The sequence below is a fragment of the Paenibacillus sp. MMO-177 genome (genome assembly GCF_037147795.1).
In the GTDB taxonomy this organism is placed as follows: Bacteria; Bacillota; Bacilli; order Paenibacillales; family Paenibacillaceae; genus Pristimantibacillus.
Map to the genome: position 1 here is coordinate 534190 of NZ_JBBCUR010000004.1, position 26788 is coordinate 560977.

Genomic DNA, 26788 nt, shown 5'->3' on the forward strand with positions numbered 1-26788 from the left:
CAATAAAACTCATAATTAATACCGCCAAACGTGTTATTCCGGGAAATCCAGATCAAAAAAAAGACTGCCCTGTTAAGGACAGCCTTCTTGGATAAAAAATATATTATAAGTACTTCAACGGGTTTTGCAGTACGCCGTTTTTCGTAATTTCGAAATGCAGATGCACGCCGGTCGATTCGCCGGTGCTGCCCATAATGCCGATACTGTCGCCTTTTTCAACAATCTGGCCTTTCTTCACGCCGATGGACTTCAGATGTCCGTACAACGTTTTGTAGCCATTCTTATGATTAATGATAATGCAATTGCCATAGCCCGTCTTTTGGCCAACAAACTCAACAACACCGTTATCCGGAGCCATGATCGTTTTGCCGCCCGTCATGTCGATGCCTTTATGCATCCGTCCCCAGCGCTGACCATACTTGCTCGACAGCGACCAGCCGGATACAGGAGATGCAAAATGGCCTGTACCTTCGCCAAGAATAACCTTGGTTCCCCGGATGATAACCTCGGCTACCGGCTTCACGACAACCTGACTATCAACGAGCTCTTCCGTAACAACCTTACCGTTCTGCTTCACAATCCGGTATGTAAGAGTCTTCTTGCCGCTCTTGCCTTCCGTCAGCACCTTCGATTCGCCAAGCTTCATCGAGTCGCTCTTGCGGATCTCTACAGGAGCATCGTAAGTAATCGTTTCGGACTGGCGTTCTTCCGTCTTTACCGTTAGCTCCGGCTGAAGCACGGTCAGATCCAGGACATCGCCTTCCTTAATCATATCTTGCTCGATCCAGCCGTTGTTATCGTAAATGACTTGTTCGGAGATATTGAACTTACTGGCAATACATCCGATACAGTCGCCTTTCTGTACCGTATACTTCGTTGGCTTGTTGCTGCCCTTCACAAGCTTCAGGTACAGCTCGTTGGCATCCATAATCTTGTTTGGATCAACCTCTACTGCGTCTGTCTTAACATTCTCGACGAATTTGACGCCCGTCAGTTTGTTGCCGCTGGGTGATTCCTTCTTCTTCTCAGCCTCTGTCTTGGAGTAGGACAACGTCTTCACTTCATTCTGTTTCTTCGCTGCCGCAAGCTGCGGAGCGTATTTGCTCTGCACCCGGTTCAGAATGGCATCGGCCGTTTCCTGGTCCTTTACAACGCCGGCTACCTTGCCGTCAATCACCAGCTCGACGCCTTCCGCATGCGAGGTCAACAGACCTTTCAGCTTGCTTAACGTCTCTTCGGTCTCAGGGTCCGCTTTAAAGCCGCTTTCCCCGCTGTACGTAATCTCTCCGGTGTCGAGCACCATGCTGAGCTCCGGATTCGCTTTCTTTACCTCTTCGGTCTGCTGCTGAATCAGCTGCTCAACCTCTGCGGGATCATTTACGGAACCCACGATATTGCCGTCTTTATATACGTTGTAATAATCGACTGTATTCGCTTGTACGTATCCGGTACCGCCGATACCGGCTGCTGCTAGGACTACCAGCACTCCTGCTGTAAGCATGACAGGCTTTCTCTTCCACATAGGAGTATGCGGTCTCTCTCCTGCCGAAGGAGGCTGCTTCTTGCCTTTCGAGTCTTGCGGATCACTAGGCCGAAAGTATTGGTTTACAAGATTCCAAGTCTTCCGGAAACGACCCTTGGGGCTGAAAACGGTCATGATGGTCTCCTTTTCGCACTTTTCCTGCAATAAAATACGGAATCCGACATAAAAAAAGACGAATGTCCTGTCGGATCACTCGCCTAATACTTTAACATATGGTTAATAAACGCGGCAACCATTCTTGTCAAGAGCCGAAATTAATATTTTTTCAGAATTGCCATCATTTGTTCATATTGATCGCGGTCCAAATATTGTGCCATCAGCTGCTGAATTTTCGTAAGCTCCTCATCCGTCAGCCCGTTTTCCATGTATCCGGAGATCGTCTGCATGGCCTCCTGCGGCAGCTTGCTCATGAGCAATCCGAATAATTGATCCTTATCGGCTTCGCTCATCTGGCCCTTCATGTTATTCATGTCCTCGGTTGTAATAGCCGTTTCCGTGCCGTCGATTGACGGCGCCTCATTATCGTCCGTCTTGCTGTTGCCCTCCGTCTGACCCGTGCTTGTACCCGCTTCCGCCGATTGACCGGTTGTACCGCCCTCCGCCTTCGAGCCTCCGCCTATGCCGATATCGGTAAGCGGCGCAGTGGACGGCTGGTTGGCAAACGCGTCAACCGCAACCTTATCCCCGTCGCCGGCTTCCGTGCCTGTCTTCTCGGTATCCTCCGTCTGGACCGGCTCCTCCGCGCCCCACAGCTTGCCCCATACCCCGGACAAAGCCATAGGCTGTACCTCCAGCGGCAGGTTATACTGCTTCAGCAGCGTTTGTACGTAACTATTAACGATATAGCCGGTAGTCCATATGGAGAGAAAGCTGACAATGAGACCCGCCGCTACGATTTTCGCGATCCATACGGCTGCTTTTACCCACATTTACGCTCATCCCTTTCCTTCTGCTATCTATCATTATGGTCAAAGAATAGGGAGAGCAAACTATGAAAACGACAAAAAAGGATAGTCCCGGCCATTGCGCCTTGGACTATCCTTTCCTTTAAATGTGTCGCGTTCTATTCGTAGATTGGACGAACGATGTTCGTTTGTTCACGGTTGCGTCCAACCGAGAAGATGGCAATCGGAATACCTGTCAGCTCGGACACGCGGTTCAGGTAGTTCAGCGTGTTAACCGGAAGATCTTCCAGTGTTTTCGCTCCTGTAATATCTTCGCTCCAGCCTGGCATCTCTTCGTATACCGCTTCGCATTCCGCCAGCATCTTGAGGCTTGCCGGATAGTGCTCGATTACCTCTCCGCGGTATTTATAAGCCGTACAGATCTTCACGGTCTCAAGACCGCTCAGTACGTCCAGCGAGTTAAGGGACAGACCCGTAATACCGCTGACACGGCGCGCATGGCGGACAACAACGCTGTCGAACCAGCCAACGCGGCGCGGACGGCCGGTAACCGTGCCATACTCATGGCCTTTGTCGCGAATCAGATCGCCGATTTCGTTAATTTGCTCCGTTGGAAACGGGCCATCGCCAACACGCGTTGTGTAAGCTTTCGCTACGCCGATAACCTGCTGGATCTTCGAAGGACCTACGCCGGAACCGATACATACGCCGCCAGCCGAAGGATTGGAAGAAGTAACGAATGGATAAGTACCTTGATCAATATCAAGCATAACGCCTTGAGCGCCTTCGAACAGTACTTTACGGTTTGCGTCGATCGCATCGTTCAGAACAACCGAAGTGTCCGTTACGTACGGACGAAGCGTCTCCGCGTAGCCTAAGTATTCCGCGATAATGGCTTCGGCATCAAGCGGTTCTCCGCCGTATACTTGCTGAATGACTTGATTTTTCTCCGCTACGAGACGGCGTGTTTTTTCCGTAAATTCTTCCGCGTCCATAAGGTCGGCGATGCGGATACCGTTACGCGCAGCTTTGTCCATGTAGCATGGGCCGATGCCTTTGCGTGTCGTACCGATTTTGTTATCGCCCTTGCGGTCCTCTTCGAGGCCGTCCAGCACGAGATGGTAAGGCATAATGACATGGGCGCGGTCACTGATTTTCAGGTTGTCCGTAGAGAAGCCGTTGTCATGAATATAGTTAATTTCGTCGATCAGCGCTTGCGGGTTAATAACCATTCCGTTGCCAATGACGCAAATTTTATTTTGATTGAAAATACCCGATGGAATCATCGTTAATTTGTACTTCTTGTTGTCAATGAGAATAGTGTGTCCGGCATTGTTACCACCTTGATAGCGAGCGACGACGTCGGCTCCGTCCGCCAAGTAATCGGTAATTTTGCCTTTCCCTTCGTCTCCCCACTGCGTACCGACAACAACAACCGTAGACATAAACATACCCCCGTCCGGTGATTTTGCTCACCGAAAATTACCGTCTTAGGATTAACCGGTTCGGCGCATCTTACTCAAAAACGGTCCGACCGCGTAAAAGACAGCAATAACAGTGTAGCAGTCCCGTATAGAGAAGTCAAACAAAAAACGAACAATTGCACAGTCACCCATACAATTGTTCGGATATTATACATAACCTTATGATGCCTGCGACGGGTCCTCGTGGGTCCTGTCTAAGCTTACGAATTTATTGAATTGCTTAAGGAAAACCAGCTCGACCGTCCCGACCGGGCCGTTACGCTGTTTGGCAAGAATGATCTCGATGATGTTCTTCTTCTCGGATTCCTTGTCGTAGTAATCGTCACGGTACAGGAACCCTACGATGTCGGCATCCTGCTCGATCGAACCCGATTCCCGAAGGTCGGACATCATCGGACGCTTGTCCTGACGCTGCTCGACACCACGGCTGAGCTGCGACAGGGCGATAACCGGCACTTCCAGCTCACGGGCGATCTGTTTCAGAGTACGTGAAATCTCGGATACTTCCTGCTGACGGTTCTCGCCCGCTTTACCGCGGCCTTGAATGAGCTGCAAGTAATCAATAAGAATCATGCCAAGACCTTTTTCCTTCTTCAGGCGACGGCATTTCGCGCGGATATCGGCAACCGTAATGCCCGGCGTATCATCTATAAATACATTAGCTTCCGACAAGGCGCCAATCGCCATCGTCAGCTTCTCCCAATCGTCGCCCTCGAGCTGACCGGTACGCATCCGGGTCGCGTCTACGTTAGACTCGGCGCAGACCATACGCTGAACGAGCTGCGCCGCGGACATCTCGAGCGAGAAGATGGCGACGGTCTCGCGGGCGCGGACGCCGACGTTCTGGGCAATATTCAGCGCGAACGCCGTTTTGCCTACGGAAGGACGGGCCGCAATAATGATCAAGTCACTGCGCTGGAAGCCGGCAGTCATTTTATCCAAGTCGACGAAGCCGGAAGGGATACCCGTTGTTCCTGCACCCTTCTGATTGTAGAGCGTCTCGACTTTCTCGAATACTTCCATCAGAACGTCGCGGATGGAGATAAAGCCGCTGCTTGAACGGCGGTTCGAGATCTCCAGAATTTTACGCTCCGCATCGCTAAGAAGAATACCGACTTCATCCGTGCTTGCGTAACCGTCCGACACGATATTGGTGGCCGTCCGAATCAACCGGCGAAGCATCGATTTCTCTTCCACGATCTGCGCGTAGTAATCGACGTTTGCCGCCGTTGGCACCGCGCTTGCCAGCTTGGCCAAGTAGGAGACGCCGCCAATCTCTTCAATCAGCTGTCTGTCCTGCAAATACGCGGTCAGCGTAATCAGATCGACCGGCTGTCCGCTCTCCCCAAGCTCAACCATCGCTTCGTATATATGTTGATGGGGAACGCTATAAAAGTCTTCGCTGCGCAGCCGCTCCATCGCGGTGATCAGCGCCTCCGACTGAAGCAAGATCGCGCCGATTACGGCTTGCTCCGCCTCCAGGTTTTGCGGCGGCACCCGATCAAACATCAGCTCCGTACTATTCATGCTCATGCTTTAGGCTCCCTTCCAATGAATGCTGACTGCTTCCGATTCCGTTCATGCTACAACGAACAGTGTAGCAGTTGCAGGCCGCCGAAAGCTATGGAAAGTTCCAGCATCGGCCTGTCTGGCGGGACAACAATGGCGATGCTCTCACATCGCCATTGTTGTCTTGCTTCTATTACGCTTACTTCATAAGGGCTCTTATTCTTCGGTAACCTGTACGTTAAGCTTCGATTTAACGTCCGCATGCAGCTTCACCGGTACTTGGGTAACGCCGAGGGTGCGGATTGCATCTTCCAGCTCGATTTTGCGTTTGTCGATTTTCACGCCTGCCTGAGCGGCGAGCGCCTCCGCAATTTGCTTGCTTGTAATGGCGCCGAACAACCGGCCGCCTTCGCCCGCTTTGGCTTTGATAACAACCTTCAGCTCTTCCAGCTTCTTGCCGAGCTCAACCGCGTCCGCTTTTTCCTTCGCTTTGCGTTTTTCTTCCGAAGCATTCTGCACTTCCAGCGTCTTCAGGTTGCCGTCGGATGCCAGCTTCGCAAGTCCTTGCGGCAGCAGGAAATTGCGTACGTAGCCTTCAGACAGATCCTTTACATCGCCCTTTTTGCCTTGACCCTTAACGTCTTTCAAGAAAATTACTTTCATTCGAATAACCCCTCTTCCGCTTCGATTTGTGCAAGTACAGTTCTGAGCTTGGCCGCCACTTCCTGCACGGTGCCTTCTAATTGAGCCGCCGCGTTCGTCAGATGGCCGCCGCCGCCCATTCTTTCCATTACGACTTGTACGTTCATATGCCCGAGCGAGCGGGCGCTTATGCCGATAAGTCCATCCGGCCTTTCCCCAATAACAAACGAGGCATAAATATCCGTCATATTTAGAAGCGTATCCGCCGATTGCGCGATCAGCAGCTGAGCCACCTTTCGGCCCGGCTCCGTCACCGCAATGGCCACATGATCATAATACACTTCGGCGTGCTTGATAATTTCCGCCTTGCGCACATACTCCTCAAGATCTTCCTTCAGCATCCGTTGGATCATCATCGAATCGGCGCCGTTGCGGCGCAGGAACGATGCCGCGTCAAACGTGCGGGCCCCCGTCCGGAGCGAGAAGTTTTTCGTATCGACCGTAATGCCTGCCAGAAGCGCCGTTGCCTCGCGCACGTCAAGCAGCACCCGGTCGTGAATATACTGCAGCAGCTCGGTCACGAGCTCGCAGGTTGAGGAGGCGTAAGGCTCCATATAAACCAGGATCGCGTTCGAGATAAATTCCTCGCCGCGGCGGTGGTGGTCAACCACTACGATTTTATTCGTCTGCGCCAGGATCCGCGGCTCTTTCACCATCGACGCTTTATGCGTATCAACTACAACCGTCAGCGTCCTGCTGTCCGTTATGCCAAGCGCCTGCTCCGGCGTAATGAACCTCTTCGTGAACTTCTCGTCCTCGCGCAGCATTTCCATCATCTTCTGAATGGCCGGGTTAATGCCCTCGAGCACGATATAAGCTTCCTTGCCAAACATCAGAGCCGCTTTCAGAATACCGATAGCCGCGCCTATCGCATCCATATCCGGCATCTTATGACCCATAATAACGACGTTGCCGCTTTCCTTAATCAAATCCCGCAGCGCGTGCGCAACGACGCGGGCGCGGACACGGGTACGCTTCTCCACCGCATTTGTCTTTCCGCCGTAGAACGACTGGCGCCCGCCAACCTTCACCGACGCCTGGTCGCCGCCGCGTCCAAGGGCAATATCCAGACTTGACTGCGCCCATTGGCCAAGCTCGACGATGCTTTCCGCACCGGCAGCGAAGCCGATGCTGAGCGTAATCGGGATTTTCTGATCGGCGGTCATCTCCCGCACTTCATCCAAAATGACAAACCGGGATTGCTCCAGCTGCCTTAGCGTCTTCTGATCGGTAATCAAGAGGAACCTGTCCGAGGTTACCCTCTTCAGGTACAGCTGATACCGCTGCGCCCATTCGGTAATCTCGGTCGTTACCTTCGCCTGGAGCGAGCTCCGCTGATGGTCGTCCATCCCCTGCGTAACTTCCTCCAGGCTGTCGATCATAACGACGCCCATTGCTAGCTTCTCTTCGTCGTACCGCTTGCTGAGCTGCCAGAGGAGCGTAATGTCCTGTACGTACAGAATCCGCTCCTTCTGCTTGAAGAGCAGCTGATAGACATGTCCGTCAACCGTCGCTTCAACGGTTCCTTCCTTGTCCTTAACCTGCTGCAGAGCCGGGAACAACTCGGCGAGCGGCATCCCAATCACCGATTCCTCGCCCGCAATTTGCGCAATGTACGGATTATGCCATTCTACCGTTCGGTCTTCATTATACAAAATAACGCCGAACGGAAGCTCGCCGATGACGTCATTGCCGGCCTTTTTCACCCGGTAGGATAACGTCCCGAGATATGACTTCAAATCCTTGCGGAAAGCCCGCTCCGCAAGGACTGTATAGACAGCTGCGGCTATTGTGAGAAGAAGCGCGATAAGGCCAAGCACCCACCAAAACCAGGTGAGCACGACGGTCATAAGAACCATTAATGCGATAGACCAGACCTGATGCATGCCATGCCATCGCGTGACAAGAAACTTCGGCATTTCCTATTCGCTCCTATTGCTTATGATGATTTCGAAAACGACTTACGGATCGGAAAAGCGGCATCAAGTACGCCAATTAAGCTTAGCGGCGGAAAGATAAGAAGCGGAATTGCGATAATAACCGGGACCGCCTTATTCCATCTCCGCTGATGCGCGATGTAGAAGAAGAATCCGATCGCCTGAATCGTGAACGCATACCGCATAAGCGGCACTAAATTCATAAGCGCTACGGAATAGAAGGAGCTGCTGCCGCTGTCCGCAAACATCTCCAGGATATAAAGGACCAGGTAGTAAAAGACCATGATGCGCGGAAGCATCCAGTCTTTCGCCTTAGGCATGGTAGGAATATCCTCGATAGAAGAAGCCAGCGCCTTGCGCGCAAAATATTGCGTTATGGCCGCATACACGAAAGAGATCAGAATGATCGCCTGCGGGATCGAATGGATCATAATCTTGATGACGGATTCCGTATAGTCGCTGTCCCATTCCTTCGGAAGCACATGCTCCGAGTCCAGGTCAGCCACTAAGCTGCGGACGAATTCACCGATTTGATCAATAAACGATTGGTTTAGAACCCCTTCGAAAATAAGCAGCTCCGCCAGCAGACAGAACAAAATCGTCAGCGTAGTTCGCCTTAATATATGCGGTGCTGAAGCCCGCTTCCGGTACATCTGCCCCATTACCATAGCGGGGATCAAGAAAAATAACGCGATAATAAGAACCGACGGCCCTAGTATCACGGCCGCGATGATCCATACCGGTACAAGATGCAGTAAAAAGGACCTTGTTGACAGCGTCGTATACAAAATGACGTAAGGCACCATCAGCAGCATAATCGTCAGCATGTTGAACACAGGTACCGCCAATGACAAAATAAGAAGCAGAGACGCGCCGCTCCATAGAACTGCTTTCATACCGGGCTTACCTTTCAAGCCGTTCACCTCTTGCGTACATAATCAGTAAACAAACATTCAAACTCCATTATATCATAAAAGCAAAATAGATCACGTACATCCTTTAGCGCTTGCCGCCCGCCTGTCGCGGATGAAGCCCCGGACCCGCCATATAAAGCCCCGCTGCCGACTTCGTTGTCACCAGCGGCTCAGCCTGCCTTCCATACCGCATCGCCCGCTGCGGTCACTTCAAGCCCCAGCTTGCCCAGCAAGGATAAAGGCATAAACGTCCGGGTTCCGATCGAGATTAAGTCCGCTTTTACATCCCCCGCCTCCAGCCGATATCCCCGCTCCAGCATTAGCATTCCTTCCGAAGGAGCCAATTCGGCGCCGCTAATCGCCGGAATAGTCTGGCTGCTGCTTCGCCGCGCTATGACCTTATGGGCCGTTTTGTCCCATGCCAGCCTGTAGCCCTGCTGTTCAAGCGAGCGGACGTCCACAAACGGCACGCCCTTATAATCGACTACCGCATATTGGCGGGTCCCCCAGCTAAGCAATCCCGCCCCTCTCTTCACCCTTGCGAATTCGCTTCGGACAGGCTGACCGGCCCGTACATCCTTGTTCAGCTTGCCGTTATCAAGAGCCAGCTGACCCCCGACAAGCACATAACGGATGCCGCCCGATAGCTGCTCCGGATGTTCGACGGTTGAACGGTCTTTAATCGTCTTGTAATCGAAAATGACGATATCCGCGTCCATTCCCGCAGCAAGCCTGCCCTTCTTGCGAAGCGCCGGAGCTTGCTTCTCAAGCCTCTGAGCCGGCATAAGACTCATTTTCGACAGGGCGTCCATTAATGACAGGGTATGCTTCTCCCGGACATACCTCCCGATGGTTCTGGCGAATGTACCGGAAGCACGAGGATGGTTATTGTTGCCCGGCTCCAATATCGCATCGCTCCCGATCATCACGTAAGGCGCCTTCAGCGCATTCACGACATCCTGCTCGGGGATGGCGTAAGCTACCGCCAGCTTGCCCTCCGCCCGGTAACGGCCAAACGTCTCCTCGGTTAGACGGTGATTGGTCCCCGCTATCTGAAGATCGCGGAAGGTGATTCGAAATCTCGACTGCCAGCCTTCATCAAACCTTGTCGAGTTGAGGAATGTCCCCCAATAATCGTAGGGATAGACGCAGGCGGTAATATCGAGCCCCTGCTTGCGGGCAGCCTCCAGAAGGGAAAGCGACTTCTTCATCGAGAAGGTGCCTCCCGTGCTGTTGATGTGATCAATATGGACGGCTGCGCCCGTCTTTCGGGAATATCCGATCAACTCGTTAAGCGCATCCATATTGGTGCCCGGCTCCTCCATATCGGAATACCGGGCATGGAAGTAGACAGGCACGTTATACTCATAAGCGAGCTCCATCAACGGCAAGATCTCGGCCGCCGTTATTCCCGGTACATATTCAAGGCTGAAGGAAATGCCGAGCGCTCCGTTATTCAGCGCCTGCTCCGCCTGCTTGACCAGCTCTACGGTCTGATGCGGCAGCGCGCTGTCATAGCGGCTAAGCTCGTAGCGGTTGCGGGCTTCGGTATAGAAGAACGATGCTCCGAAATGGACCGGCGCCGTGCTTGTTGCATAATAGTTATACCATTCTTTCGGCGTGGAGGTTCCGCCATGCATCGCAATATTGGTCGTTACCCCGTCGGCAATCTTGTTCCAGACGCCAAGCGGGTTCGGGTTATAGGACAGGTTGTCGATAAATCCCGGCGCCACGACAAGACCAGCTGCATTTATAACATGCTTACCCTTCAAAGGCTTTGATGTAACAATTGCGATCCGGTCGCCGATTATGCCTACATTCCAGCCCTTCTTATCCAGCCCCGTTTCCGGATTCATAACCCTGCCTCCGGCAATAACCGTATCGTAGACGTTCTCCGGTGCTGCGGCAAAGCCTTTCGCCGGCCCTGCCAGCGAGATAACCATCGCCAATAATAAAACAAAAAGACGGTACCGTATGCGGCCTCCGTCTTTTTGGTGCTCATTCCTATTCATGAAGCCCCTCCTGAAGTCATGCTCGCGCTTTGGCCTATTTTCTCCTAACCTATCTGAAAATATAGCCCGCAAGCCATCCTTTTTGAGGTGCGAAATGATCATGCTCATAAATGCCAAACGGACAAATCAAGCTTCCATCGCAACCGACGGCGAACCCGGAATAAAGGACTGGCAGTAATCGATAATTTCGCTTCTGCGGACGATGCCGATGAAATGACCGCGGTCGTCCACGACGGGAACAAAGTTCTGAACCTTCGCAAGGGCAATCAAATCCTTCATGTCCGCGTCAATCCGAACCGAGCGGTTCATCATGCGGAGCGGCACATCCTGCAGCTTTACCTTATTGGCATTCTCAAAGCTTACGCCCGGCGTGTTCTTCATGTACCAGAGCAGATCACCTTCCGTTACCGTACCCGCGTAGCCCCCTTCTTCATTAATAATCGGGACCGCAGAGTAGCGGTGATGCTCCATCTTCTCTAGGGTTTGCCTGAGCGTTGCATCTTGCGTTACCGTTACAACTTCCTGCTTGGGCAGCAGAAAAAACGCAATATTCATCCGTCATTCAACTCCAATCTTTCTAGTGGCTTCACTATAACATACGTAATGACATATACCTTTTCGGACATGAATACAATCTTCTCAAGAGAGTCGATTATAGAAAGGATGAGATCCCTTCATGTCCAGCGCTTCCTTCGAGCCTGACCGTTCCTCAACGGGTATTGACCCCAAAGTGGCAGGACTGCTTGCTTATTTCCTAGGCTTTATCACCGGTATTATATTCCTGGTCGTGGAGAAACAGAGCCGGTTCGTAAAATTTCATGCCCTTCAGTCTATCGCGATTTCCGTTGTCTTTATTGTACTTAATATCGTGCTTGGTTTCATTCCCGTGATCGGTTGGCTTCTTGGTTTGGTTCTGACGCCCCTTGGCTTTATTCTATGGATAGCCCTGATGCTGCTTGCCCTGCAGGGCAAGCGCTTCAAGCTGCCGTATATCGGCGATTGGGCAGAGCAGCAATCACATAAATTCTGATAAGCTGAGGCAGTACGGGAGCGCAAGGCTTTCGTTGCTGCCTTTTTAGAATTCTCCGGATTGAAACTCGCCCCGCCAATGACGGCGATAGCCGCTTCACCTTGGCTACCTATGTTTATGAACCGTTTAGGAATTCAGAAACAGGGTGGCATGGCAGTACCGTTTGGCCAGCGAATGAAAGTAAGAAGTACGGATTGAAATTACGGCGATAAACAAAATATGGCGCAGCGCCTCTGTCTGCTCTTCGTTTAACTTAGGCAAAACTTGCAGAAACGGCTCCGAAGCACCGTGGAGCATTTTCTCCATCATGGCCTCCCGGTCCTTCGCATCGGCATAAGGGAGAGCCATATCGAACAGCCGGTAGCCGCTTGCGGCAAGCTGTTCATACATCGAAGTATACGCGGCATACAGCTCAAGCGGGCCAATCAAGTCGTCTGTTTCGTCTTCCGGTTTGTTGAACAGCCGGTCGAACAGCTTCCGTATAGAACCAAAATCGAGGCTGGATTTCAAGTCCTCGATAATAAATAAGAGTGCCGTTTGGTTCAGAGAATATTTTTTGCCGATTTTCGGACAGTCGAAATAAGCCTTGAAATCTCTCTTTACCCAGTTTTGCATCGATGTAATCGACATTTGCGAAAAATCTATTAATCCGCCTAACGCGGATATCTCCTGCAAAGAGAATCCTTTTACCTCGCGTCCTTTAATCAGCTTCACCAGGACGGGCGGAAGCGCCGTCGACAGGAAGGCAGGCAGGGACGATCCGGATTCATAAGCATCACGGTGCGATTGTTTCCAAGCCTGCTGCAGAACCTGTAGCGGCCCACAGCAATTTTGGCCTTGCATCGCAAGCAGCAAATCCGCCATCTCTTTGCGGGTAAGCGTAAAAGCTTCCATATCGCTTACCTCCTTATGACCTAAAGGGATTGGCTTGATGATTACAAGCTCATCTGAACTTATCATACGCCCCTGTAGAGAGCCTTGTAAAGACGAGGTATTTGCCAAAATTGTAATGTTAGCTCCGAATTTTTCGTCATAATGGGGGGTAATGCGCCCGTAAAGTAAAATAGCAAGTTTGCATCTGCTAGCTGAAGTTCGTTATAGTAGATCATAGGAACTTATAATATTTGATAAAGGATTGTGAAGAACCCAAATGGACAGTAGTATAGGATTTAATTTGTTTATGATTGCTGTATTAATTGTATTAACCGCCTTCTTCGTTGCTACGGAGTTCGCGATTATCCGCCTTCGCGCAAGCCGCGTGGACCAGCTCGTGCTCGAGGGGAAGAAAAACGCGCTAGCCGTACAACGCGTGACAAGCAACCTTGATGCCTATCTATCGGCTTGTCAGCTCGGTATTACGATTACCGCCCTCGGACTTGGTTGGTTGGGCGAACCGACCGTTGAACGAATTATCCATCCGTTATTCGAGAAATTGGGCGTACACAGCGATTTGAATCATATTATTTCCTTTGTTATAGCATTCGTTGCCGTTACATTCCTGCATGTGGTCATGGGCGAACTTGCACCGAAGACTTGGGCCATCCAAAAAGCCGAATTTATCAGCTTTGCCGTAGCCAAACCGATCATCTACTTCCACAAGATCATGTACCCGTTCATCTGGGTGCTGAATGGTTCCGCAACAGGCCTGATCCGTATGTTTGGATTGAAGGCTGTGAAAGAGCATGAAGAAGCGCATAGCGAAGAAGAAATTCAGATCATTCTGAACGACAGCTTCCAAAGCGGTAAAATCAATAACACCGAATACGGTTACGTGAGCCGAATCTTCGCCTTTGACGAAATGCTCGCCAAAGAAATCATGGTTCCGCGTACCGATATGATTTGCTTATATACGAATAACTCGATGATGGAGAATATGGACATCATCCGTAAAGAGCAGTACACCCGCTTCCCTGTAGCAACGGGCAGCAAAGACAATATCGTTGGCATGATTAACACGAAGCAATTGTTCCTTGAATTCCAGGAAAACAAAGAGTTCAACTTCCAGAAGCTGGTTCATCCGGTTCTTACCGTATCCGAGGTATTGCCGGTTAAGACGCTCTTGAAGCGAATGCAGCAAGAACGCGTTCATATCGCGATTCTGATGGATGAATACGGCGGTACTTCCGGCATGATTACAATCGAAGATATTCTGGAGGAAATCGTAGGCGAGATTCGGGATGAATTCGATACCGATGAACGGAAAGAAATCGAGAAGCTTGCGGATAACTGCTACCTGCTTGATGGCAAAGTATCGCTTGACCATGTATCCGAAATAACTGGCGTCGCAATCGATCAGGAAGATGTCGACACGGTCGGCGGCTGGCTGTTCACGGAGTTTACCGATCCGAAGCCCGGCAAGGAAATGCAATACGAGAATCTCCGCTTTATCATCCGTGAGGTTGGCAAGCACCGCATTAAGAAGGTCGAGCTTATTATCGAAGAAGAAGCCGATGAAAGCACTCATGAAGCCGAAGTGGAAACGGCGTAAATTATATAATCAAAGGGCAGCCTTCGCAGGCTGCCCTTTCCTTTTTCACCGTGTTAGGCCGTCTGCCTCTCTTTAAAGACTTGCTTCAATAGCGGCGGTGTAATAAGCGTCGTCAGAATAACAATCAGAACAACCGACGTAAAATACTTCTCCGGCAATAATCCCGATTCCAGTCCCGACGCGGCAATAATTAACGCCACCTCGCCCCGCGATACCATTCCCGCTCCGATAGCAATAGAAGACCGGTTATTAAAGCCCGTTAGCCGAGCGCCAAGACCGCCTCCCAACAGCTTCGTAACCGCCGCAATAAGCGTTACAAGCACAATAAAAAGCAGCTGCTCCCCAACGCCATCAAACGTTATGTGGAGCCCGATGCTCACGAAGAAGACCGGCACGAATAGCGTATAGGCAATAGGCTCTACCCTGGATTCCACTTCATGCTTGAACGCCGTCTGCGATACGGCAATACCGGCAGCAAATGCTCCGATAATGCCTGCTATCCCCATCTCTTCTGCAAAGTACGAAAATGCGAAGCATACAATCAACCCGGCGCTCATGATGGTCTCCGTTACTTTAAAAGGCGCAAACCATTTCATGAAACGAGGTACTAACAGCCACCCTGCAAGTCCGATTGCAACAAAGAACAATAGCTTCTTGCCGATCAGAAGCCCGATGGAAACATCGCTGGCGGGTACAAGAAAGCTCATCATAACGGCAAGAAGGATTACGACCAAAACATCGTCTACGACCGCAGCGCCAAGAATAGTGGTTCCTTCCCTCGACTGCAGCTTATTCATTTCCTTCAACGTCTGCACCGATATGCTTACCGAGGTCGCGCAGAGCAGCAGCCCCAGAAACAGGGCCTCGTTGTTCGATAATCCAAACGCTGCAGCAATCCCATACCCTCCGACAAAAGGCAGAATGATGCCCCCAATCGCTACCGCAAAGGATGGCTTCCAGTTCTTCCTCAGCTGATCAAGATCCGTTTCGAGACCCGCAATAAACATAAGCAGCAAAACGCCAATCTCCGAGAAATGACCGATAAAATCATCGGGTTTCACCCAGCCAAGCACAGCCGGTCCTATAATGATGCCTGCAATGAGCTTTCCAAGCACGGCCGGCTGTCCCAGTTTCACCGATAACGCACCAGCCAGCTTGGTGGATACAATGATAATAGCCAAATATAGAATAAACTCCATTTTCGCTCCTTCCTCCTTCTTTTCAGCATAACAAAAGGAGCCCGCATCTATGCGGGCTCCTCAAAAATAGACAGAAGGAGCCCGCTTGTGGCAGGCTCCTCCAAGGTCATGCTTATTTTATTATTCATACGGACGAACCGAGAAACGGTTTCGCTTTTCAGCAAAAATTATTTCAAGAACGAGAATAGACCGTTTACGTGAGTCAGGTAACGAACGTTACTTGCTTCTTTCATCAGAGTTGCTGCCGTGCCTTTCAGCTTCAGCTGGCTAGCGCCAATCGTACCGATTGCATCTTTGCGGCCAAGGCTCGCAAGTACGCCGGAGTTAACGAATTGGAACGATTTCATCGGAATGCCTTTGCCTTGCGCAAACAGGTTGTAACCGATGCACTCGCCCATTTGCCATGCGATTTGCGCGCTTGGCGGGTACGGGCGGCCTTCTGGACCCATAACGAACGCGTTGTCGCCAGCCAGGAAAATATCCGAGTGGGATGTCGATTGCAGGAATTCCGTTACCGAAGCGCGGCCGCGGTTTACTTCGATGCCACAGTTAGCGACTACAGGGTTGCCTGTAACGCCGCCTGTCCATACGAAAGTATTCGTCTCGATGGAGCTGCCGTCTTTCAGCATAACTTTGTTGCCTTGAACTTCCGTAACCGCTACACCCATGATCAGGTTAACGCCGCGGTTAGTCAGGCTGGATTTCGCGCGCTCAAGAAGGTCAGCCGGGAAGCCCATCAGAATCGTTGGACCAGCTTCGATGTTGTACAGGGAGATTTCGCTCTTGTCAACGCCGTATTGTTCGCACCATTTCGGAAGCATATCAACGATCTCGCCGATCAGCTCGATGCCTGTCAGGCCGCCGCCGCCAACAACGATTGTTGCATCTGCTTTGTTTTTCGATTGCGCGTAAGCTGCAATGCGGTTTTGGATATGCGCGCTAACGGCTTTCGCTTCTTCAACCGATTTCAGCGTCAGGCTGTTTTCTTCCAGGCCTGGAATGCCGAAGAATGCTGTTTCGCCGCCGAGAGCGACAACCAGCTGGTCGTATCTAACTGTGCCGTTGCCAGCCAGCTTCACTTGTTTTTTCTCCGGATCAATGTTATCTACAGTGTCGATAACCAGGTTGATCGATTTGCCTTTCAGCAGTTTATCCAAAGGAAGAGCTACGTTTCCTTCGTTAACGCCGCTAACAGCCAGACGGTGAAGCTCGGTAATGATTTGGTGGTAAGGAGTTTTGTTGATCAGTGTAATTTCGGCTTCTTCAGCCGAAATGTATTTGCGAGCTGTCAGTGCGCTAAGAAGACCGCCGTAACCGCCGCCAAGAATTAAAATTTGCTTAGCCATGTTTACCCTCCGCTCTTGTATGATTAACCGTTTTTACGCTCAGCCAATACGTTCAGGAACGATTGGGCAAAACGAAGTGTGGATTGTACTTGCGGATCCTTCAGCATTTTCAGAATGCCAAAGAGACCAATTGTAGAATTATCGGCCTGTGCGCGGTCGCCAGCTTCAACAGCTGCGTTAGCGATGCCTTTAGTCGTATCTACGATTGGTTTAACAAATTCGCCAAAGCCGTGAACCATATCGTTCACAAGAACCTTGTCGTTCGCTACGGTTGTAGCCACATCGTAAGCTTTAGTGAGCAGAGTCACCAGTTCTGCCAGTTTAGGCAGGTTTTCCACCAATTGAGTCAGCGATTGCTGAATTTCTGGCTTCAGCAGTTGCTCAAGCACGTCCAGTTCACGTACAGAACCGGATTCTTCAGGTAATTTCGTTACGGTTTCAGACATACGAATGCATCCCTCTTTCCATCTGTAATCGATCAATTGATTTACTTGCATAAGCCGTTATTCCACATCTGTCATTTAAAGTGAAATTATTCACAATGAAGACCCAGCATTATCAACGACTTGTATGCACGAACTATATCTTATTGTATTCCTCTTCCGCCAAATGATCAATTCCTATTTTATAAAATAAAAGAAAAAAAGCCCATTGGTTTCCCAATAGGCTTTCTTCCAAAAGAACTACTCAGTTGTGTACGGCAGCAATGCTACAGTACGAGCACGCTTGATAGCAACAGTCAGCAGACGTTGGTATTTCGCGCTAGTTCCAGTTACACGACGTGGCAGGATTTTGCCGCGCTCGCTGATGAACTTTTTGAGCAGATCAGTATCTTTATAGTCAATGTGAGTGATTTTGTTCACAGTGAAGAAACATACTTTACGGCGTTTGTTGCGTCCGCCTTTGCGGCCGCCGAATTTGCGTTCTGGACGCTCTCCGTCTCCGCCTTCTCTTTGCTTGAAGCTCATTCGAACCCATCCTTTCAATTAAAATGGCAAGTCATCTTCTGATATATCGATCGGTCGACCGTCATCCGAGAACGGATCACGGCTGTTGTTGTTGCGTGGAGTACTAGGCCGGCTTCCGCCGCCGCCGTTACCGCCGCCATAAGGAGCGTTACCGCCGCCGCCGCCAAAAGATCCGCCGCCACTGTTGTTATTGCCTCCGGCATAACCGCCACTCTCTTGCGAAGCTCCGCCTTCACGGTTAGATTCCAAGAAGCGAACGTTATCGGCAATAACTTCCGTCACATAGACGCGTTTACCTTCGTTGTTCTCGTAGTTACGCACTTGAATGCGTCCTTCTACCGCTGTTAAACGACCTTTACGCAAGTAATTGGCGCATGTCTCAGCCAACTGCCGCCAAGTTACGACCGGAATAAAATCCGCTTCGCGCTCGCCCTGACCGCTTGTAAACGGCCGGTCTACTGCTATCGTAAATTGCGTAACTGCTACACCCGCGGGCGTATAACGCAATTCGGGGTCTCTTGTTAATCTGCCAATCAGTATTACACGATTCAACATCGCCTCTGGACCTCCCAATCGAACATCTAGCGTGGATTAAGCAACGTCTCTGACGATCAAGAAACGGATAACTTCATCCGTAATTTTCATGATGCGGTCAAGCTCATTAACAACTTCGTTGTTCGCGTTGAAATGAACCAGAACGTAGTAACCATCACGAATCTTATTGATCTCATACGCAAGACGGCGTTTACCGATCACATCTTGCTTCGTGACTTCCCCGCCATTGTTAATGATGCCACTGAATTTGTCGACGATGGCTTGAACGTTTTCTTGCTCAACGTCCGGACGAATGATGTACATCACTTCATATTTGCGCATTGTGTTTCACCTCCTTTTGGACTAAGCGGCCCCCGAAAGGGCAAGGAACGAGATTATTACTCGCATCTACACAGTATAGCAAATCGCCTACTCATTGACAAGTCATCCGCCGTTCCCGATTTCTGCCTTTCATGTCCGCCCCTTCTCCGGTGAATACTACAAACCGGACAAGGAGGTGAACAAGTATGGGCGAATGGACATTGTTTTCCCCGGGCGACAGCGCGCCAAACGATGGCGTCTATATTGAAACTGGCGATAATTCTTTCCATATGGGTATCACCAATCCGCAGAAGGTACGACTCAAACGCGGTGAAAAATTTCCGGAGACCTCTAATCATGAGCGTAGATGGAAACGGATGGGACACAATTAATTTTTAAATGAGCCTTGCATAACTTCTTTGCAGCACGGACATCATAATTATCGACGGTGAAGAGAGGTGTGGTTCCATTGGACCTGTATAGGGGCAAGGACTACTAGAAGAATTTTACTGCTCATCACTTAAGAAGCGAGGCGTTGTGCTAAAGAATACTTTCTGTAACACGCGAGCAATCACGATCGGAAAAGCGATACCTGATGGAATTGTGTACCGATCTGTAAAGATTGCACCTGGTTTTCTGTTGCATGATTGTGGGAATTCATCGAAACTTACAACACCGTCGAAAAAGGGACTCGAAAGAGTCCCTTTTTTATACTTTCTTCCCTGCCAGCAGACGGCCTACATAAACGCCGCTTGCAGCTGCCTGGGATAAGGAATGCGTTGTGCCGGAGCAGTCTCCGATAACGTACAATCCTTGAATATTCGTTTCGAATCTCCCGCTTGTCTCGATTGCAGGCGAATATAGCTTCCCGTCAATCGCGTATAGAATGGTATCTTCATCAATGGGTTCTCCCAAAAGCTTCTCCAAAGCGCTCAGAAACGCCAGAGTGGCTTCTATATACCGCTCCGGCACTTCCTCCCTCAGCTCCGCAAACTCCGCTTCCAGCGTTGGCATAACGCTTTTGAAGTTGTCTTTGCTGCCAGAGCAGTGCTCTTCCCCTCTGCGGAGAGAACCCAGCCTTTGAGCAGCAATCCGATTCCGCCCGCGGTTAATCCCGCCTACAATATGTTTCAAGTAATCATCGGCTTCTTTAAGCGTAGCAAACCGGTTTGGCACAAAAAGCGTAAAGTTTAGATTGGAGCTGCCCTCCTCCTTCTCGCGGAAGTTCTGTCCATCCGGCATGGCTAGTCCTTCCTGAAGCTTGAGCACAACCCTGCCCCGCGGATTCATGCAGTAAGTTGTAGCCGTGTAGTCTTCTCCTTCGAAGCTAAGCTTGGTCTCGAATGAACGCTGCAGAATCGAAGCAAGCTGGTCGCCCTTCATCTCGATTCGAAGCCCTAGATCGACCCTCGCTTCTCCCCTGCCAATACCAAGATTCTCGCATTGGCCGGTAAGCCAATCGTTCCCGCTTCTGCCGGTTGCCACAATGACCTGTCCGGAATCAATAACCGTCTCGTCAGGCAGCTCTATAGCAAACCGCCCGTTATCCTTCCGAAGGATACGGACAGGCTCCGACTCAAACTTCATTGTTATATACGCGTTCAAATAGTCATACATGCGCTCTAGAACGACCTTTGAAAGTTTGGTTCCTAAATGCCTGGTCTTTGTCGTGAGCACGCCAAAGCCGGCCTCCCTTGCCCGCTCGGATAGTTCAAGATCATAGGTGCTGTAAAGCTCCGCTGCACCTCCCCCATATTCGCACAGAATCGTATCCACGTCATCCATCAACGTAAGCGCAGCCTCGTAGCCGGTCTTCCGCTCCAACTCCCCGCCGAAATCATTCGTAAAGTTATATTTGCCTTCCGACAAGCCAAGACCGCCAAACCCTATATAACGATCGGTTCGTTCCTCCAGCTTCTTGCCTTTATCCAGCAACAAAATCTTCCGCCCGCTTGCGGCTAATTCGTGGGCGGCGAATATGCCGCTCACGCCTGCTCCGATAATTGTAATGTCGTACGAATCCATTCACTCACCTGCTTTTCTGAAGATAAAAAAAGCTCCTACGTGATTTCGTAGGAGCTTTATCTTTATGTAACCGCCTAAGCGTTATTGACTGTATATGGCGGAGAGGGTGGGATTCGAACCCACGCACGCTTTGACACGCCTAGCTGATTTCGAGTCAGCCCCCTTGGGCCTCTTGGGTACCTCTCCGTTTGTGTCAAGCAAAAACTATATTATCACAGGCCTTGTCCTAATGCAACTGTTTTTCGAAAAAATATTAAGCCTGTTCGTTTTGCCCGGAATCCGCGGCGGAGCGCAGTACTTTCTTCATATTTTTTTCGAACTTCGCCCTCGGAATCAGAACGCTATGCTTGCAGCCCACGCATTTGATGCGGATATCCATCCCCATGCGGATAATTTCCATTTCATTGGATCCGCAGGGATGTTGCTTCTTCATTTGGACGATATCGCCCAGCTCGAATTGTTTACGCTCCATTCGGATCGCCGCCCCTTTCATTGCGATGATACGTTACCATTCGCGGATACGGAATGTCAATTCCGTGGCCGTCCAGCACCTTTTTGATATAAGCATTTAATGCCCTTGCTACGGCGGGATGAGTGTTGGGAAGACATTCTGCCGTTATGCGTACCTTGACCTCGGTAGAAAGCATGGTCTGAATGCCAAGCACCTCCGGAGGCTTAACAAGATTGTCATTCTCAAACCGCTCGAGTTCCCGGCGGATAATCGCAATCGCTTTCTCCGCATCTTCCTCATAACCGATCGAAACATCAATAAACGCAATGGAATTATGCATCGAGAAATTCGTAACCTCATTGATCATGCCGTTCGGAATAATATGAACTTCTCCCGTCCAGCTCAGGATCCGGGTCGCCCGGAGTCCAATGACCTCGACGGTACCTTTGAAGCTGCCCGTCTGAATGACATCGCCAACCGCAAACTGATCTTCAAATATAATAAAGAAGCCCGTAATAATATCTTTAACCAAACTCTGGGCACCAAAGCCGATGGCCAATCCAATGACGCCTGCCCCCGCCAGCAGCGGCGCAAGCTGTACGCCAAATTCGCCCAGCACAAGCATGCCGATAATGAAATATCCCGCATAGGAGAACATGTTTTTGACCAGCTTGCCTACGGTCGTCATTCTTCTGGTTTGAAGAACCATTCGGCTTGCCGAGCGGTTTAATACGACCCGGTCAATCGTTTTGTTCGCGATCCAGATTATAACCTGTCCAATGATAATAATAAGCGCAATGCGCAAGACTGATTGTCCAAAACCTTCCCATAATGTCTCGTTTGTTAACCATGCTGCAATATCTTTATAGTAGGCTTGAATATCCATTCCACCGCACCATCCTTGCCATGCTACAGGGTCACCTGTTCATACCCGTCCTGGACCGGTTTGAAAACTCCTCTTATTTCTACGTTCTCCGCTTCAATAACATGCTTGACCGTTTCCAGTTCTTCTCCCGGAAAATGAATCGATAATGCGCATCCGGCCGTAATCTCCTTCGGGGTTGGACATATATCGATTTCTACCTCTGCATATTCCAGCAGCATCTCTGCGCGCAGCGCCTGCTGCGTCGAATCAAAGGCGATCAACATCGCAAATTCTCCTCTCCCTCACCTCATAGAACGAAACTATTGGCTTCGCGACGTATAAAATGGTTGTCCCATCCATATACTAGTATCATATTGGCATTTACGGAGGGGATTCTATGAAACTATCATTTTTGAAGGATGTACCGTTAAAGGTTCCTTACACGGAAGCGAACGCTGTTGGCCAAATCGTCAGCCGGCTTTCTCTTATGATTGATGAAATGTCCGCGGGACGGCCTATCGTCATCGTCTGTGTTGGAACAGACCGTTCAACCGGCGATTCCCTTGGTCCATTGATCGGCACGACCCTTTCCAAATATCAGAGCCCCTACTTTTCCCTTTACGGCACTTTAGAAGAGCCTGTACATGCCATGAACCTCGAAGAGACACTTCATCAGATCAACCGCACTTATCAGAAGCCGTTTGTGATCGGCATTGATGCCTGCCTTGGGCAAGTATCCAGCATTGGCTCGATTCAAGTAGGCACAGGCCCTGTAAGACCTGGCGCCGGTGTAAACAAAGAGCTTCCCCCTGTTGGCGATATCCATATTACAGGCATTGTTAACGTCGGGGGCTTTATGGAGTATTTTGTCTTGCAAAACACGCGTTTACATCTGGTCATGAAAATGGCCGACATCATCGCTTCCAGCGTATTCTCCTCCATTATGAACAGCATTCATGTTTCCGCCCGTTCCAGAGAGCAGGCAGCAGCCCTGGAACATCCGGGTTCTTAGCAATCTATTTAGCTTCAGCTATTGCCTTGCGCTCTTCCGGAGTAAGCGTATAGTTCGATTCGCCTTTGCTTACCGGCTTGGCATACACATAAGTATTCTCCCGGCTGTGCAGCCCCGAGATCACTACTCCATCCTGCGCCGCATTCACGACTGCAATAGAGAAACTAAGATCACTGCCCTGATTCTCGAATGCGTTGTAACGCAGGACACCAACACGGCCTTTTTCTTGCTGCTGCACTTCCTTCACTTGTTCCAGCTGTTTTTGCAGCTTTTCGCTTTGCAGCTCCTGTGCTGTAATAGACTGTTTTAGATCAATAATGACTTCTTCCAGGTTCGTAACGCCTGTGTTGCCCATTACCTCCACATACTGCTTTCTAAGCTTTTTCAGTCTTCTGCCAACAATCGAAACTCTAATCAATAACACGATGACCAACAATGCCAGTACAACCGTTACCCCATTCATCGGGTTATTCGTCCACTCATCCATTTCGAACTTCCGCCCCCAGAAAAATATGCTAAGAATATTGCTTCCGTATTTCTTTCACTGCTGCAACAAGGGCATCCGCTTCTTGCTCTGTTGTAAAACAACCTACGCTTGCTCGTACTGCGCCTGTCGCAATCGTACCTGCACAGGCATGGGCTAGCGGCGTGCAATGAAAGCCTGCTCTAACCGCAATTTGATAATGCTGATCAAGAATAAAGGACATTTCAGACGGATCTATTCCGTCCGCCACGAATGAGACAATTCCAGTTCTTTGCTCGCCAAGCTTTGGCCCAAGAACCTTAATCCCGTCTACTGCCAAAAGTCCATCCATCATCCGCTGGGTTAATGCCCATTCCTTAGTATGGATGTTATGAACCGTCTCATGCAGAACATATTCGACACCCGCCTTGAGCCCTGCCAGGCCGGGTGTATTTTGCGTACCCGCCTCATACCGGTCAGGACGCACGCTAGGCTGTTCAGGAGCCTCAGATTGACTTCCTGTCCCGCCATGCAGCTGAGGAACGAGATCAACGTCAGGATGGATGTATAGGCCTCCTGTGCCCTGTGGACCAAGCAATCCTTTATGACCAGGGAAAGCCAACATATCGATCCCCATCGCCTCGACATCAATTTCCAGGATCCCGGCGCTTTGAGCCGCATCAACAAGCAGCTTTACTCCTTTGCTTCTGGCCAGTTCGCCAATTTGGGCGACCGGTGCAATCGTGCCAAGCAGATTAGAGCTATGGTTAACGATAATCAACGAAGTTTGTGCAGTTATGGCCGAAGCAATCCGTTCCACTTGAATTCGACCAGCTTCGTCCGCTTCTACATACGTGACATGAATACCTAGAGCATGCTTTAAATACTCCAGAGGTCGTCTTACCGAATTATGTTCAACCGAAGTTGCAATCACATGATCCCCGCTCTTCACCCAGCCCTTTATCGCCATGTTTAATGCGGCTGTCGTATTAGCGCTAAAGGCTATATCATTCGGATTTTTGATCCGAAACAGCTTCGCTAATTGCTTGCGCGTATCAAACAAGACCCGACTTGCCTTTACGGCCATTCGATGACTGCCCCGTCCCGGATTTGCCGCTTCATGCAGCATGGCATGCTGCATCGCCTCGAGTACAATCGGTGGTTTTGGCCACGATGTTGCAGCATGGTCCAGATAGATAACCCCTTCCACCTTATTCCATCCTCCTCTCTCTTTCTTTCCTTTCAAAACTCTCTCTCAAATACCACAACAGAACATAAGAATAGCATACCTTAGTTTAATCTTTCAGTACAAAGATTACAACTTTGGTATGCTAGAATTTTGCATAAATTATGCCATATTTTGGAGTAGCTCGAGCAACCGCTCAAGATCCTGTTTATTGAAGTATTGCAGCTCGATTTTGCCTTTATCCTTTTGCTGTTTAATTTTAACCGTTGTTTTAAAACGGTCTCTTAGCGACTCTTCCAAGCTCTCGATATATGGATCCCGTTTCTTCGACTTCGCTTTCGCTTTTGCCGCTTCTGCCGTCTCCTTCACTTCCAGCTTTTGAATCGCTTCCTCCAGATCGCGCACGCTCCACCCAAGGCTGACGGTGCGGTTGGCCATATCCTTTTGTACCGCTGCATCCTTAATACCTACCAACGCTCTGGCATGGCCCATCGAGATTGTTCCACGTGAAACATTGTCTTTGATCTCAGCAGGCAGCGCAAGAAGGCGAAGGAAGTTTGCGATATGAGAACGAGACTTGCCCACCTTCATCGACAATTCTTCCTGGGTTAGCTTAAACTTATCCATTAACCCTTGATAAGCCATAGCTGTTTCAATCGCATTCAGATCTTCGCGCTGCAGGTTTTCAATTAAGGCGATTTCCATAACCTGTTGATCGGAAAATGCTCGAACGACTGCAGGGATCGTTGCGTTTCCGCAGAGCTGGGAAGCACGGAACCGTCTTTCCCCCGCAATGATCTCGTAACCCTTCAATACTGTCCGTACAATGATCGGCTGAATAACACCGTGTTGCTTGATCGACTCTGCCAATTCCTTAATGGACTCGTCATCAAACGTTTTACGTGGTTGGTATGGATTTGGACGCAGTTGCGCCAATTGAATTTCAATGACTTTATCGTCTTCGCTTACCGAAAGCGATGGAATAAGCGCATCAAGTCCTCTACCTAGCCGCTTGCTCATACATAATCACTTCCTTAGCAAGTTCAAGATATACTTCAGCACCTTTTGATCTTGGGTCATACGTAATAATAGCCTCGCCGTGAGATGGCGCTTCACTCAAACGAACATTACGCGGAATGATAGTTTGATATACCTTTTGTTGGAAATACTTTTTCACTTCTTCAATAACCTGAATACCCAAGTTAGTCCGCGCGTCCAGCATGGTCAACAATACGCCTTCGATTTGAAGAGCGGTATTCAGATGCTTTTGAACAAGCCTTACTGTATTTAAGAGCTGGCTTAACCCTTCCAGCGCGTAATATTCGCATTGAATTGGAATGATAACCGAATCAGCCGCTGTCAAAGAGTTAATCGTCAGCAAGCCAAGCGATGGCGGGCAATCGATCAGAATGTAATCGAATTGATCTTTAACAAGAGACAAGGCTTTTTTCAGACGAAGCTCGCGCGAAATCGTTGGTACCATTTCAATCTCGGCACCTGCAAGCTGAATGGTTGCCGGAATGATGTTCAGACCATCAATCTTTGTTTCAAACATGGCATCCTTCGGATGCACATCGTTAATAAGCACATCGTAGATACAATTATTTACGTCTGCTTTGTTAATGCCAATTCCGCTTGTCGTGTTACCTTGAGGGTCAATGTCAATGAGCAGTACCCGTTTACCGAGTGTTGCCAGGCAAGCCCCTAAGTTAACAGACGTTGTCGTTTTACCAACACCGCCCTTTTGATTGGCTATTGCAATGATTTTAGACAAACTTGTTCACCTCTGTGTCCAAACTTTTAATCCCTGATGATCAAACGGTGAAACGTATCGGTATAAACGGTTTCGCCGTCCTCAAAAGAGGACGGCCCGGATTAGTACTATTACGTTCAT

At 49.9% G+C, this 26788-nt stretch carries 28 protein-coding genes and 1 tRNA gene; 4 read left to right on the plus strand and 25 right to left on the minus strand.

Features of this window, described 5'->3' with window-relative positions:
- Nucleotides 1-103: 103 nt before the first annotated feature.
- From WFK81_RS17980 to WFK81_RS18020, 9 genes are all read right to left on the minus strand, one after another.
- Nucleotides 104-1501 carry a peptidoglycan DD-metalloendopeptidase family protein gene (locus WFK81_RS17980; RefSeq protein WP_336787766.1) on the minus strand — a complete coding sequence of 466 codons (1398 nt, stop codon included), beginning with the start codon at nt 1499-1501 and terminating at the stop codon, nt 104-106.
- A gap of 296 nt (nt 1502-1797) precedes the next feature.
- Nucleotides 1798-2472 carry a hypothetical protein gene (locus tag WFK81_RS17985; protein ID WP_336787767.1) on the minus strand — a complete coding sequence of 225 codons (675 nt, stop codon included), beginning with the start codon at nt 2470-2472 and terminating at the stop codon, nt 1798-1800.
- A 134-nt stretch (nt 2473-2606) separates the two neighbouring features.
- The gene (locus tag WFK81_RS17990; protein WP_127496875.1) at nt 2607-3893 is read right to left on the minus strand and encodes an adenylosuccinate synthase; all 1287 of its coding nucleotides are present in this window, start codon (nt 3891-3893) and stop codon (nt 2607-2609) included.
- 198 nt (nt 3894-4091) lie between these two features.
- Nucleotides 4092-5465, minus strand: a complete 1374-nt coding sequence (gene dnaB, locus WFK81_RS17995; protein ID WP_336787768.1) for a replicative DNA helicase — start codon at nt 5463-5465, stop codon at nt 4092-4094.
- A gap of 192 nt (nt 5466-5657) precedes the next feature.
- On the minus strand, nt 5658-6104 hold the full coding sequence (gene rplI / locus WFK81_RS18000) for a 50S ribosomal protein L9 (protein WP_336787769.1): 447 nt from the start codon (nt 6102-6104) through the stop codon (nt 5658-5660).
- Entirely contained in the window at nt 6101-8062 is a 1962-nt protein-coding gene (locus WFK81_RS18005; RefSeq protein ID WP_336787770.1) for a DHH family phosphoesterase, read from the minus strand. Before WFK81_RS18005 ends, rplI begins: the two co-directional genes overlap by 4 nt.
- Nucleotides 8063-8082: 20 nt before the next feature.
- A complete protein-coding gene (locus tag WFK81_RS18010; RefSeq protein WP_336787771.1) occupies nt 8083-8976 on the minus strand; it encodes a DUF2232 domain-containing protein in 894 nt (297 codons plus the stop codon).
- A 188-nt stretch (nt 8977-9164) separates the two neighbouring features.
- On the minus strand, nt 9165-11006 hold the full coding sequence (locus WFK81_RS18015) for an amidohydrolase family protein (protein ID WP_336787772.1): 1842 nt from the start codon (nt 11004-11006) through the stop codon (nt 9165-9167).
- A 126-nt stretch (nt 11007-11132) separates the two neighbouring features.
- Nucleotides 11133-11561 (minus strand): CBS domain-containing protein, encoded by a 429-nt coding sequence (locus tag WFK81_RS18020; RefSeq protein ID WP_336787773.1) that lies wholly within the window; start codon nt 11559-11561, stop codon nt 11133-11135.
- Between the two features lie 121 nt (nt 11562-11682).
- On the opposite strand from WFK81_RS18020, the gene WFK81_RS18025 reads away from it, so the two are divergent.
- On the plus strand, nt 11683-12036 hold the full coding sequence (locus tag WFK81_RS18025) for a DUF4870 domain-containing protein (RefSeq protein WP_116394511.1): 354 nt from the start codon (nt 11683-11685) through the stop codon (nt 12034-12036).
- A gap of 126 nt (nt 12037-12162) precedes the next feature.
- On the opposite strand, the gene WFK81_RS18030 is transcribed toward WFK81_RS18025, so the two are convergent.
- The gene (locus WFK81_RS18030) at nt 12163-12930 is read right to left on the minus strand and encodes a DUF1836 domain-containing protein (protein ID WP_336787774.1); all 768 of its coding nucleotides are present in this window, start codon (nt 12928-12930) and stop codon (nt 12163-12165) included.
- Nucleotides 12931-13216: 286 nt separating this feature from the next.
- On the opposite strand from WFK81_RS18030, the gene WFK81_RS18035 reads away from it, so the two are divergent.
- Nucleotides 13217-14524: a hemolysin family protein gene (locus tag WFK81_RS18035; RefSeq protein WP_336787775.1), complete on the plus strand. Its 1308-nt coding sequence runs from the start codon at nt 13217-13219 to the stop codon at nt 14522-14524.
- A gap of 53 nt (nt 14525-14577) precedes the next feature.
- On the opposite strand, the gene WFK81_RS18040 is transcribed toward WFK81_RS18035, so the two are convergent.
- From WFK81_RS18040 to rpsF, 6 genes are all read right to left on the minus strand, one after another.
- Nucleotides 14578-15723, minus strand: coding sequence for a cation:proton antiporter (locus tag WFK81_RS18040; RefSeq protein ID WP_336787776.1), 1146 nt, complete (start codon nt 15721-15723; stop codon nt 14578-14580).
- 167 nt (nt 15724-15890) lie between these two features.
- Entirely contained in the window at nt 15891-17069 is a 1179-nt protein-coding gene (locus WFK81_RS18045) for an NAD(P)/FAD-dependent oxidoreductase (RefSeq protein WP_336787777.1), read from the minus strand.
- Nucleotides 17070-17092: 23 nt separating this feature from the next.
- Nucleotides 17093-17515 (minus strand): DUF1641 domain-containing protein, encoded by a 423-nt coding sequence (locus tag WFK81_RS18050; protein WP_336787778.1) that lies wholly within the window; start codon nt 17513-17515, stop codon nt 17093-17095.
- 237 nt (nt 17516-17752) lie between these two features.
- Complete coding sequence (rpsR, locus tag WFK81_RS18055) at nt 17753-18037, minus strand: 30S ribosomal protein S18 (RefSeq protein ID WP_015847810.1); 285 nt, start codon at nt 18035-18037, stop codon at nt 17753-17755.
- A gap of 18 nt (nt 18038-18055) precedes the next feature.
- Nucleotides 18056-18592, minus strand: a complete 537-nt coding sequence (gene ssb, locus WFK81_RS18060) for a single-stranded DNA-binding protein (RefSeq protein WP_336787779.1) — start codon at nt 18590-18592, stop codon at nt 18056-18058.
- A gap of 36 nt (nt 18593-18628) precedes the next feature.
- Nucleotides 18629-18913: a 30S ribosomal protein S6 gene (gene rpsF, locus WFK81_RS18065; protein ID WP_091189332.1), complete on the minus strand. Its 285-nt coding sequence runs from the start codon at nt 18911-18913 to the stop codon at nt 18629-18631.
- Between the two features lie 185 nt (nt 18914-19098).
- Between rpsF and WFK81_RS18070 the strand changes: the two genes are divergently transcribed.
- Complete coding sequence (locus WFK81_RS18070) at nt 19099-19284, plus strand: YjzC family protein (RefSeq protein WP_132308095.1); 186 nt, start codon at nt 19099-19101, stop codon at nt 19282-19284.
- 316 nt (nt 19285-19600) lie between these two features.
- Here the strand turns inward: WFK81_RS18070 and WFK81_RS18075 are convergent, their stop codons facing one another.
- From WFK81_RS18075 to WFK81_RS18095, 5 genes are all read right to left on the minus strand, one after another.
- Entirely contained in the window at nt 19601-20917 is a 1317-nt protein-coding gene (locus WFK81_RS18075) for an NAD(P)/FAD-dependent oxidoreductase (RefSeq protein WP_336787780.1), read from the minus strand.
- A gap of 95 nt (nt 20918-21012) precedes the next feature.
- Nucleotides 21013-21103, minus strand: a tRNA-Ser gene (locus tag WFK81_RS18080).
- A gap of 67 nt (nt 21104-21170) precedes the next feature.
- Nucleotides 21171-21389, minus strand: coding sequence for a DUF951 domain-containing protein (locus WFK81_RS18085; protein WP_116394502.1), 219 nt, complete (start codon nt 21387-21389; stop codon nt 21171-21173).
- Nucleotides 21379-22254, minus strand: coding sequence for a mechanosensitive ion channel family protein (locus tag WFK81_RS18090; RefSeq protein WP_336787781.1), 876 nt, complete (start codon nt 22252-22254; stop codon nt 21379-21381). The genes WFK81_RS18085 and WFK81_RS18090 overlap by 11 nt, the downstream gene beginning before the upstream one ends.
- Nucleotides 22255-22277: 23 nt before the next feature.
- Complete coding sequence (locus tag WFK81_RS18095) at nt 22278-22517, minus strand: DUF3343 domain-containing protein (RefSeq protein WP_336787782.1); 240 nt, start codon at nt 22515-22517, stop codon at nt 22278-22280.
- Between the two features lie 113 nt (nt 22518-22630).
- Here WFK81_RS18095 and yyaC point away from each other — a divergent pair, with 113 nt between their 5' ends.
- Complete coding sequence (yyaC, locus tag WFK81_RS18100; protein ID WP_336787783.1) at nt 22631-23245, plus strand: spore protease YyaC; 615 nt, start codon at nt 22631-22633, stop codon at nt 23243-23245.
- A 4-nt stretch (nt 23246-23249) separates the two neighbouring features.
- Here yyaC and WFK81_RS18105 read toward each other — a convergent pair whose 3' ends face one another.
- The 4 genes from WFK81_RS18105 to WFK81_RS18120 all read right to left on the minus strand — a co-directional run bounded on the left by WFK81_RS18105 (nt 23250) and on the right by WFK81_RS18120 (nt 26668).
- Nucleotides 23250-23732 (minus strand): DUF4446 family protein, encoded by a 483-nt coding sequence (locus WFK81_RS18105; RefSeq protein WP_336787784.1) that lies wholly within the window; start codon nt 23730-23732, stop codon nt 23250-23252.
- A 28-nt stretch (nt 23733-23760) separates the two neighbouring features.
- The gene (locus tag WFK81_RS18110; protein WP_336787785.1) at nt 23761-24918 is read right to left on the minus strand and encodes an aminotransferase class V-fold PLP-dependent enzyme; all 1158 of its coding nucleotides are present in this window, start codon (nt 24916-24918) and stop codon (nt 23761-23763) included.
- A 138-nt stretch (nt 24919-25056) separates the two neighbouring features.
- Complete coding sequence (locus WFK81_RS18115; RefSeq protein ID WP_336787786.1) at nt 25057-25914, minus strand: ParB/RepB/Spo0J family partition protein; 858 nt, start codon at nt 25912-25914, stop codon at nt 25057-25059.
- Entirely contained in the window at nt 25895-26668 is a 774-nt protein-coding gene (locus tag WFK81_RS18120; RefSeq protein WP_336787787.1) for a ParA family protein, read from the minus strand. Before WFK81_RS18120 ends, WFK81_RS18115 begins: the two co-directional genes overlap by 20 nt.
- Nucleotides 26669-26788 lie beyond the last annotated feature (120 nt).

What these genes read in the sequence shown, in the direction of transcription:
- WFK81_RS17980 (WP_336787766.1), bottom strand. Translation starts at nt 1,501, where the DNA reads ATGCTTACAGCAGGAGTGCTGGTAGTCCTAGCAGCAGCCGGTATCGGC.
- WFK81_RS17985 (WP_336787767.1), bottom strand. Translation starts at nt 2,472, where the DNA reads ATGTGGGTAAAAGCAGCCGTATGGATCGCGAAAATCGTAGCGGCGGGT.
- WFK81_RS17990 (WP_127496875.1), bottom strand. Translation starts at nt 3,893, where the DNA reads ATGTCTACGGTTGTTGTTGTCGGTACGCAGTGGGGAGACGAAGGGAAA.
- dnaB (WP_336787768.1), bottom strand. Translation starts at nt 5,465, where the DNA reads ATGAGCATGAATAGTACGGAGCTGATGTTTGATCGGGTGCCGCCGCAA.
- rplI (WP_336787769.1), bottom strand. Translation starts at nt 6,104, where the DNA reads ATGAAAGTAATTTTCTTGAAAGACGTTAAGGGTCAAGGCAAAAAGGGC.
- WFK81_RS18005 (WP_336787770.1), bottom strand. Translation starts at nt 8,062, where the DNA reads ATGCCGAAGTTTCTTGTCACGCGATGGCATGGCATGCATCAGGTCTGG.
- WFK81_RS18010 (WP_336787771.1), bottom strand. Translation starts at nt 8,976, where the DNA reads ATGAAAGCAGTTCTATGGAGCGGCGCGTCTCTGCTTCTTATTTTGTCA.
- WFK81_RS18015 (WP_336787772.1), bottom strand. Translation starts at nt 11,006, where the DNA reads ATGAATAGGAATGAGCACCAAAAAGACGGAGGCCGCATACGGTACCGT.
- WFK81_RS18020 (WP_336787773.1), bottom strand. Translation starts at nt 11,561, where the DNA reads ATGAATATTGCGTTTTTTCTGCTGCCCAAGCAGGAAGTTGTAACGGTA.
- WFK81_RS18025 (WP_116394511.1), top strand. Translation starts at nt 11,683, where the DNA reads ATGTCCAGCGCTTCCTTCGAGCCTGACCGTTCCTCAACGGGTATTGAC.
- WFK81_RS18030 (WP_336787774.1), bottom strand. Translation starts at nt 12,930, where the DNA reads ATGGAAGCTTTTACGCTTACCCGCAAAGAGATGGCGGATTTGCTGCTT.
- WFK81_RS18035 (WP_336787775.1), top strand. Translation starts at nt 13,217, where the DNA reads ATGATTGCTGTATTAATTGTATTAACCGCCTTCTTCGTTGCTACGGAG.
- WFK81_RS18040 (WP_336787776.1), bottom strand. Translation starts at nt 15,723, where the DNA reads ATGGAGTTTATTCTATATTTGGCTATTATCATTGTATCCACCAAGCTG.
- WFK81_RS18045 (WP_336787777.1), bottom strand. Translation starts at nt 17,069, where the DNA reads ATGGCTAAGCAAATTTTAATTCTTGGCGGCGGTTACGGCGGTCTTCTT.
- WFK81_RS18050 (WP_336787778.1), bottom strand. Translation starts at nt 17,515, where the DNA reads ATGTCTGAAACCGTAACGAAATTACCTGAAGAATCCGGTTCTGTACGT.
- rpsR (WP_015847810.1), bottom strand. Translation starts at nt 18,037, where the DNA reads ATGAGCTTCAAGCAAAGAGAAGGCGGAGACGGAGAGCGTCCAGAACGC.
- ssb (WP_336787779.1), bottom strand. Translation starts at nt 18,592, where the DNA reads ATGTTGAATCGTGTAATACTGATTGGCAGATTAACAAGAGACCCCGAA.
- rpsF (WP_091189332.1), bottom strand. Translation starts at nt 18,913, where the DNA reads ATGCGCAAATATGAAGTGATGTACATCATTCGTCCGGACGTTGAGCAA.
- WFK81_RS18070 (WP_132308095.1), top strand. Translation starts at nt 19,099, where the DNA reads ATGGGCGAATGGACATTGTTTTCCCCGGGCGACAGCGCGCCAAACGAT.
- WFK81_RS18075 (WP_336787780.1), bottom strand. Translation starts at nt 20,917, where the DNA reads ATGGATTCGTACGACATTACAATTATCGGAGCAGGCGTGAGCGGCATA.
- WFK81_RS18085 (WP_116394502.1), bottom strand. Translation starts at nt 21,389, where the DNA reads ATGGAGCGTAAACAATTCGAGCTGGGCGATATCGTCCAAATGAAGAAG.
- WFK81_RS18090 (WP_336787781.1), bottom strand. Translation starts at nt 22,254, where the DNA reads ATGGATATTCAAGCCTACTATAAAGATATTGCAGCATGGTTAACAAAC.
- WFK81_RS18095 (WP_336787782.1), bottom strand. Translation starts at nt 22,517, where the DNA reads ATGTTGATCGCCTTTGATTCGACGCAGCAGGCGCTGCGCGCAGAGATG.
- yyaC (WP_336787783.1), top strand. Translation starts at nt 22,631, where the DNA reads ATGAAACTATCATTTTTGAAGGATGTACCGTTAAAGGTTCCTTACACG.
- WFK81_RS18105 (WP_336787784.1), bottom strand. Translation starts at nt 23,732, where the DNA reads ATGGATGAGTGGACGAATAACCCGATGAATGGGGTAACGGTTGTACTG.
- WFK81_RS18115 (WP_336787786.1), bottom strand. Translation starts at nt 25,914, where the DNA reads ATGAGCAAGCGGCTAGGTAGAGGACTTGATGCGCTTATTCCATCGCTT.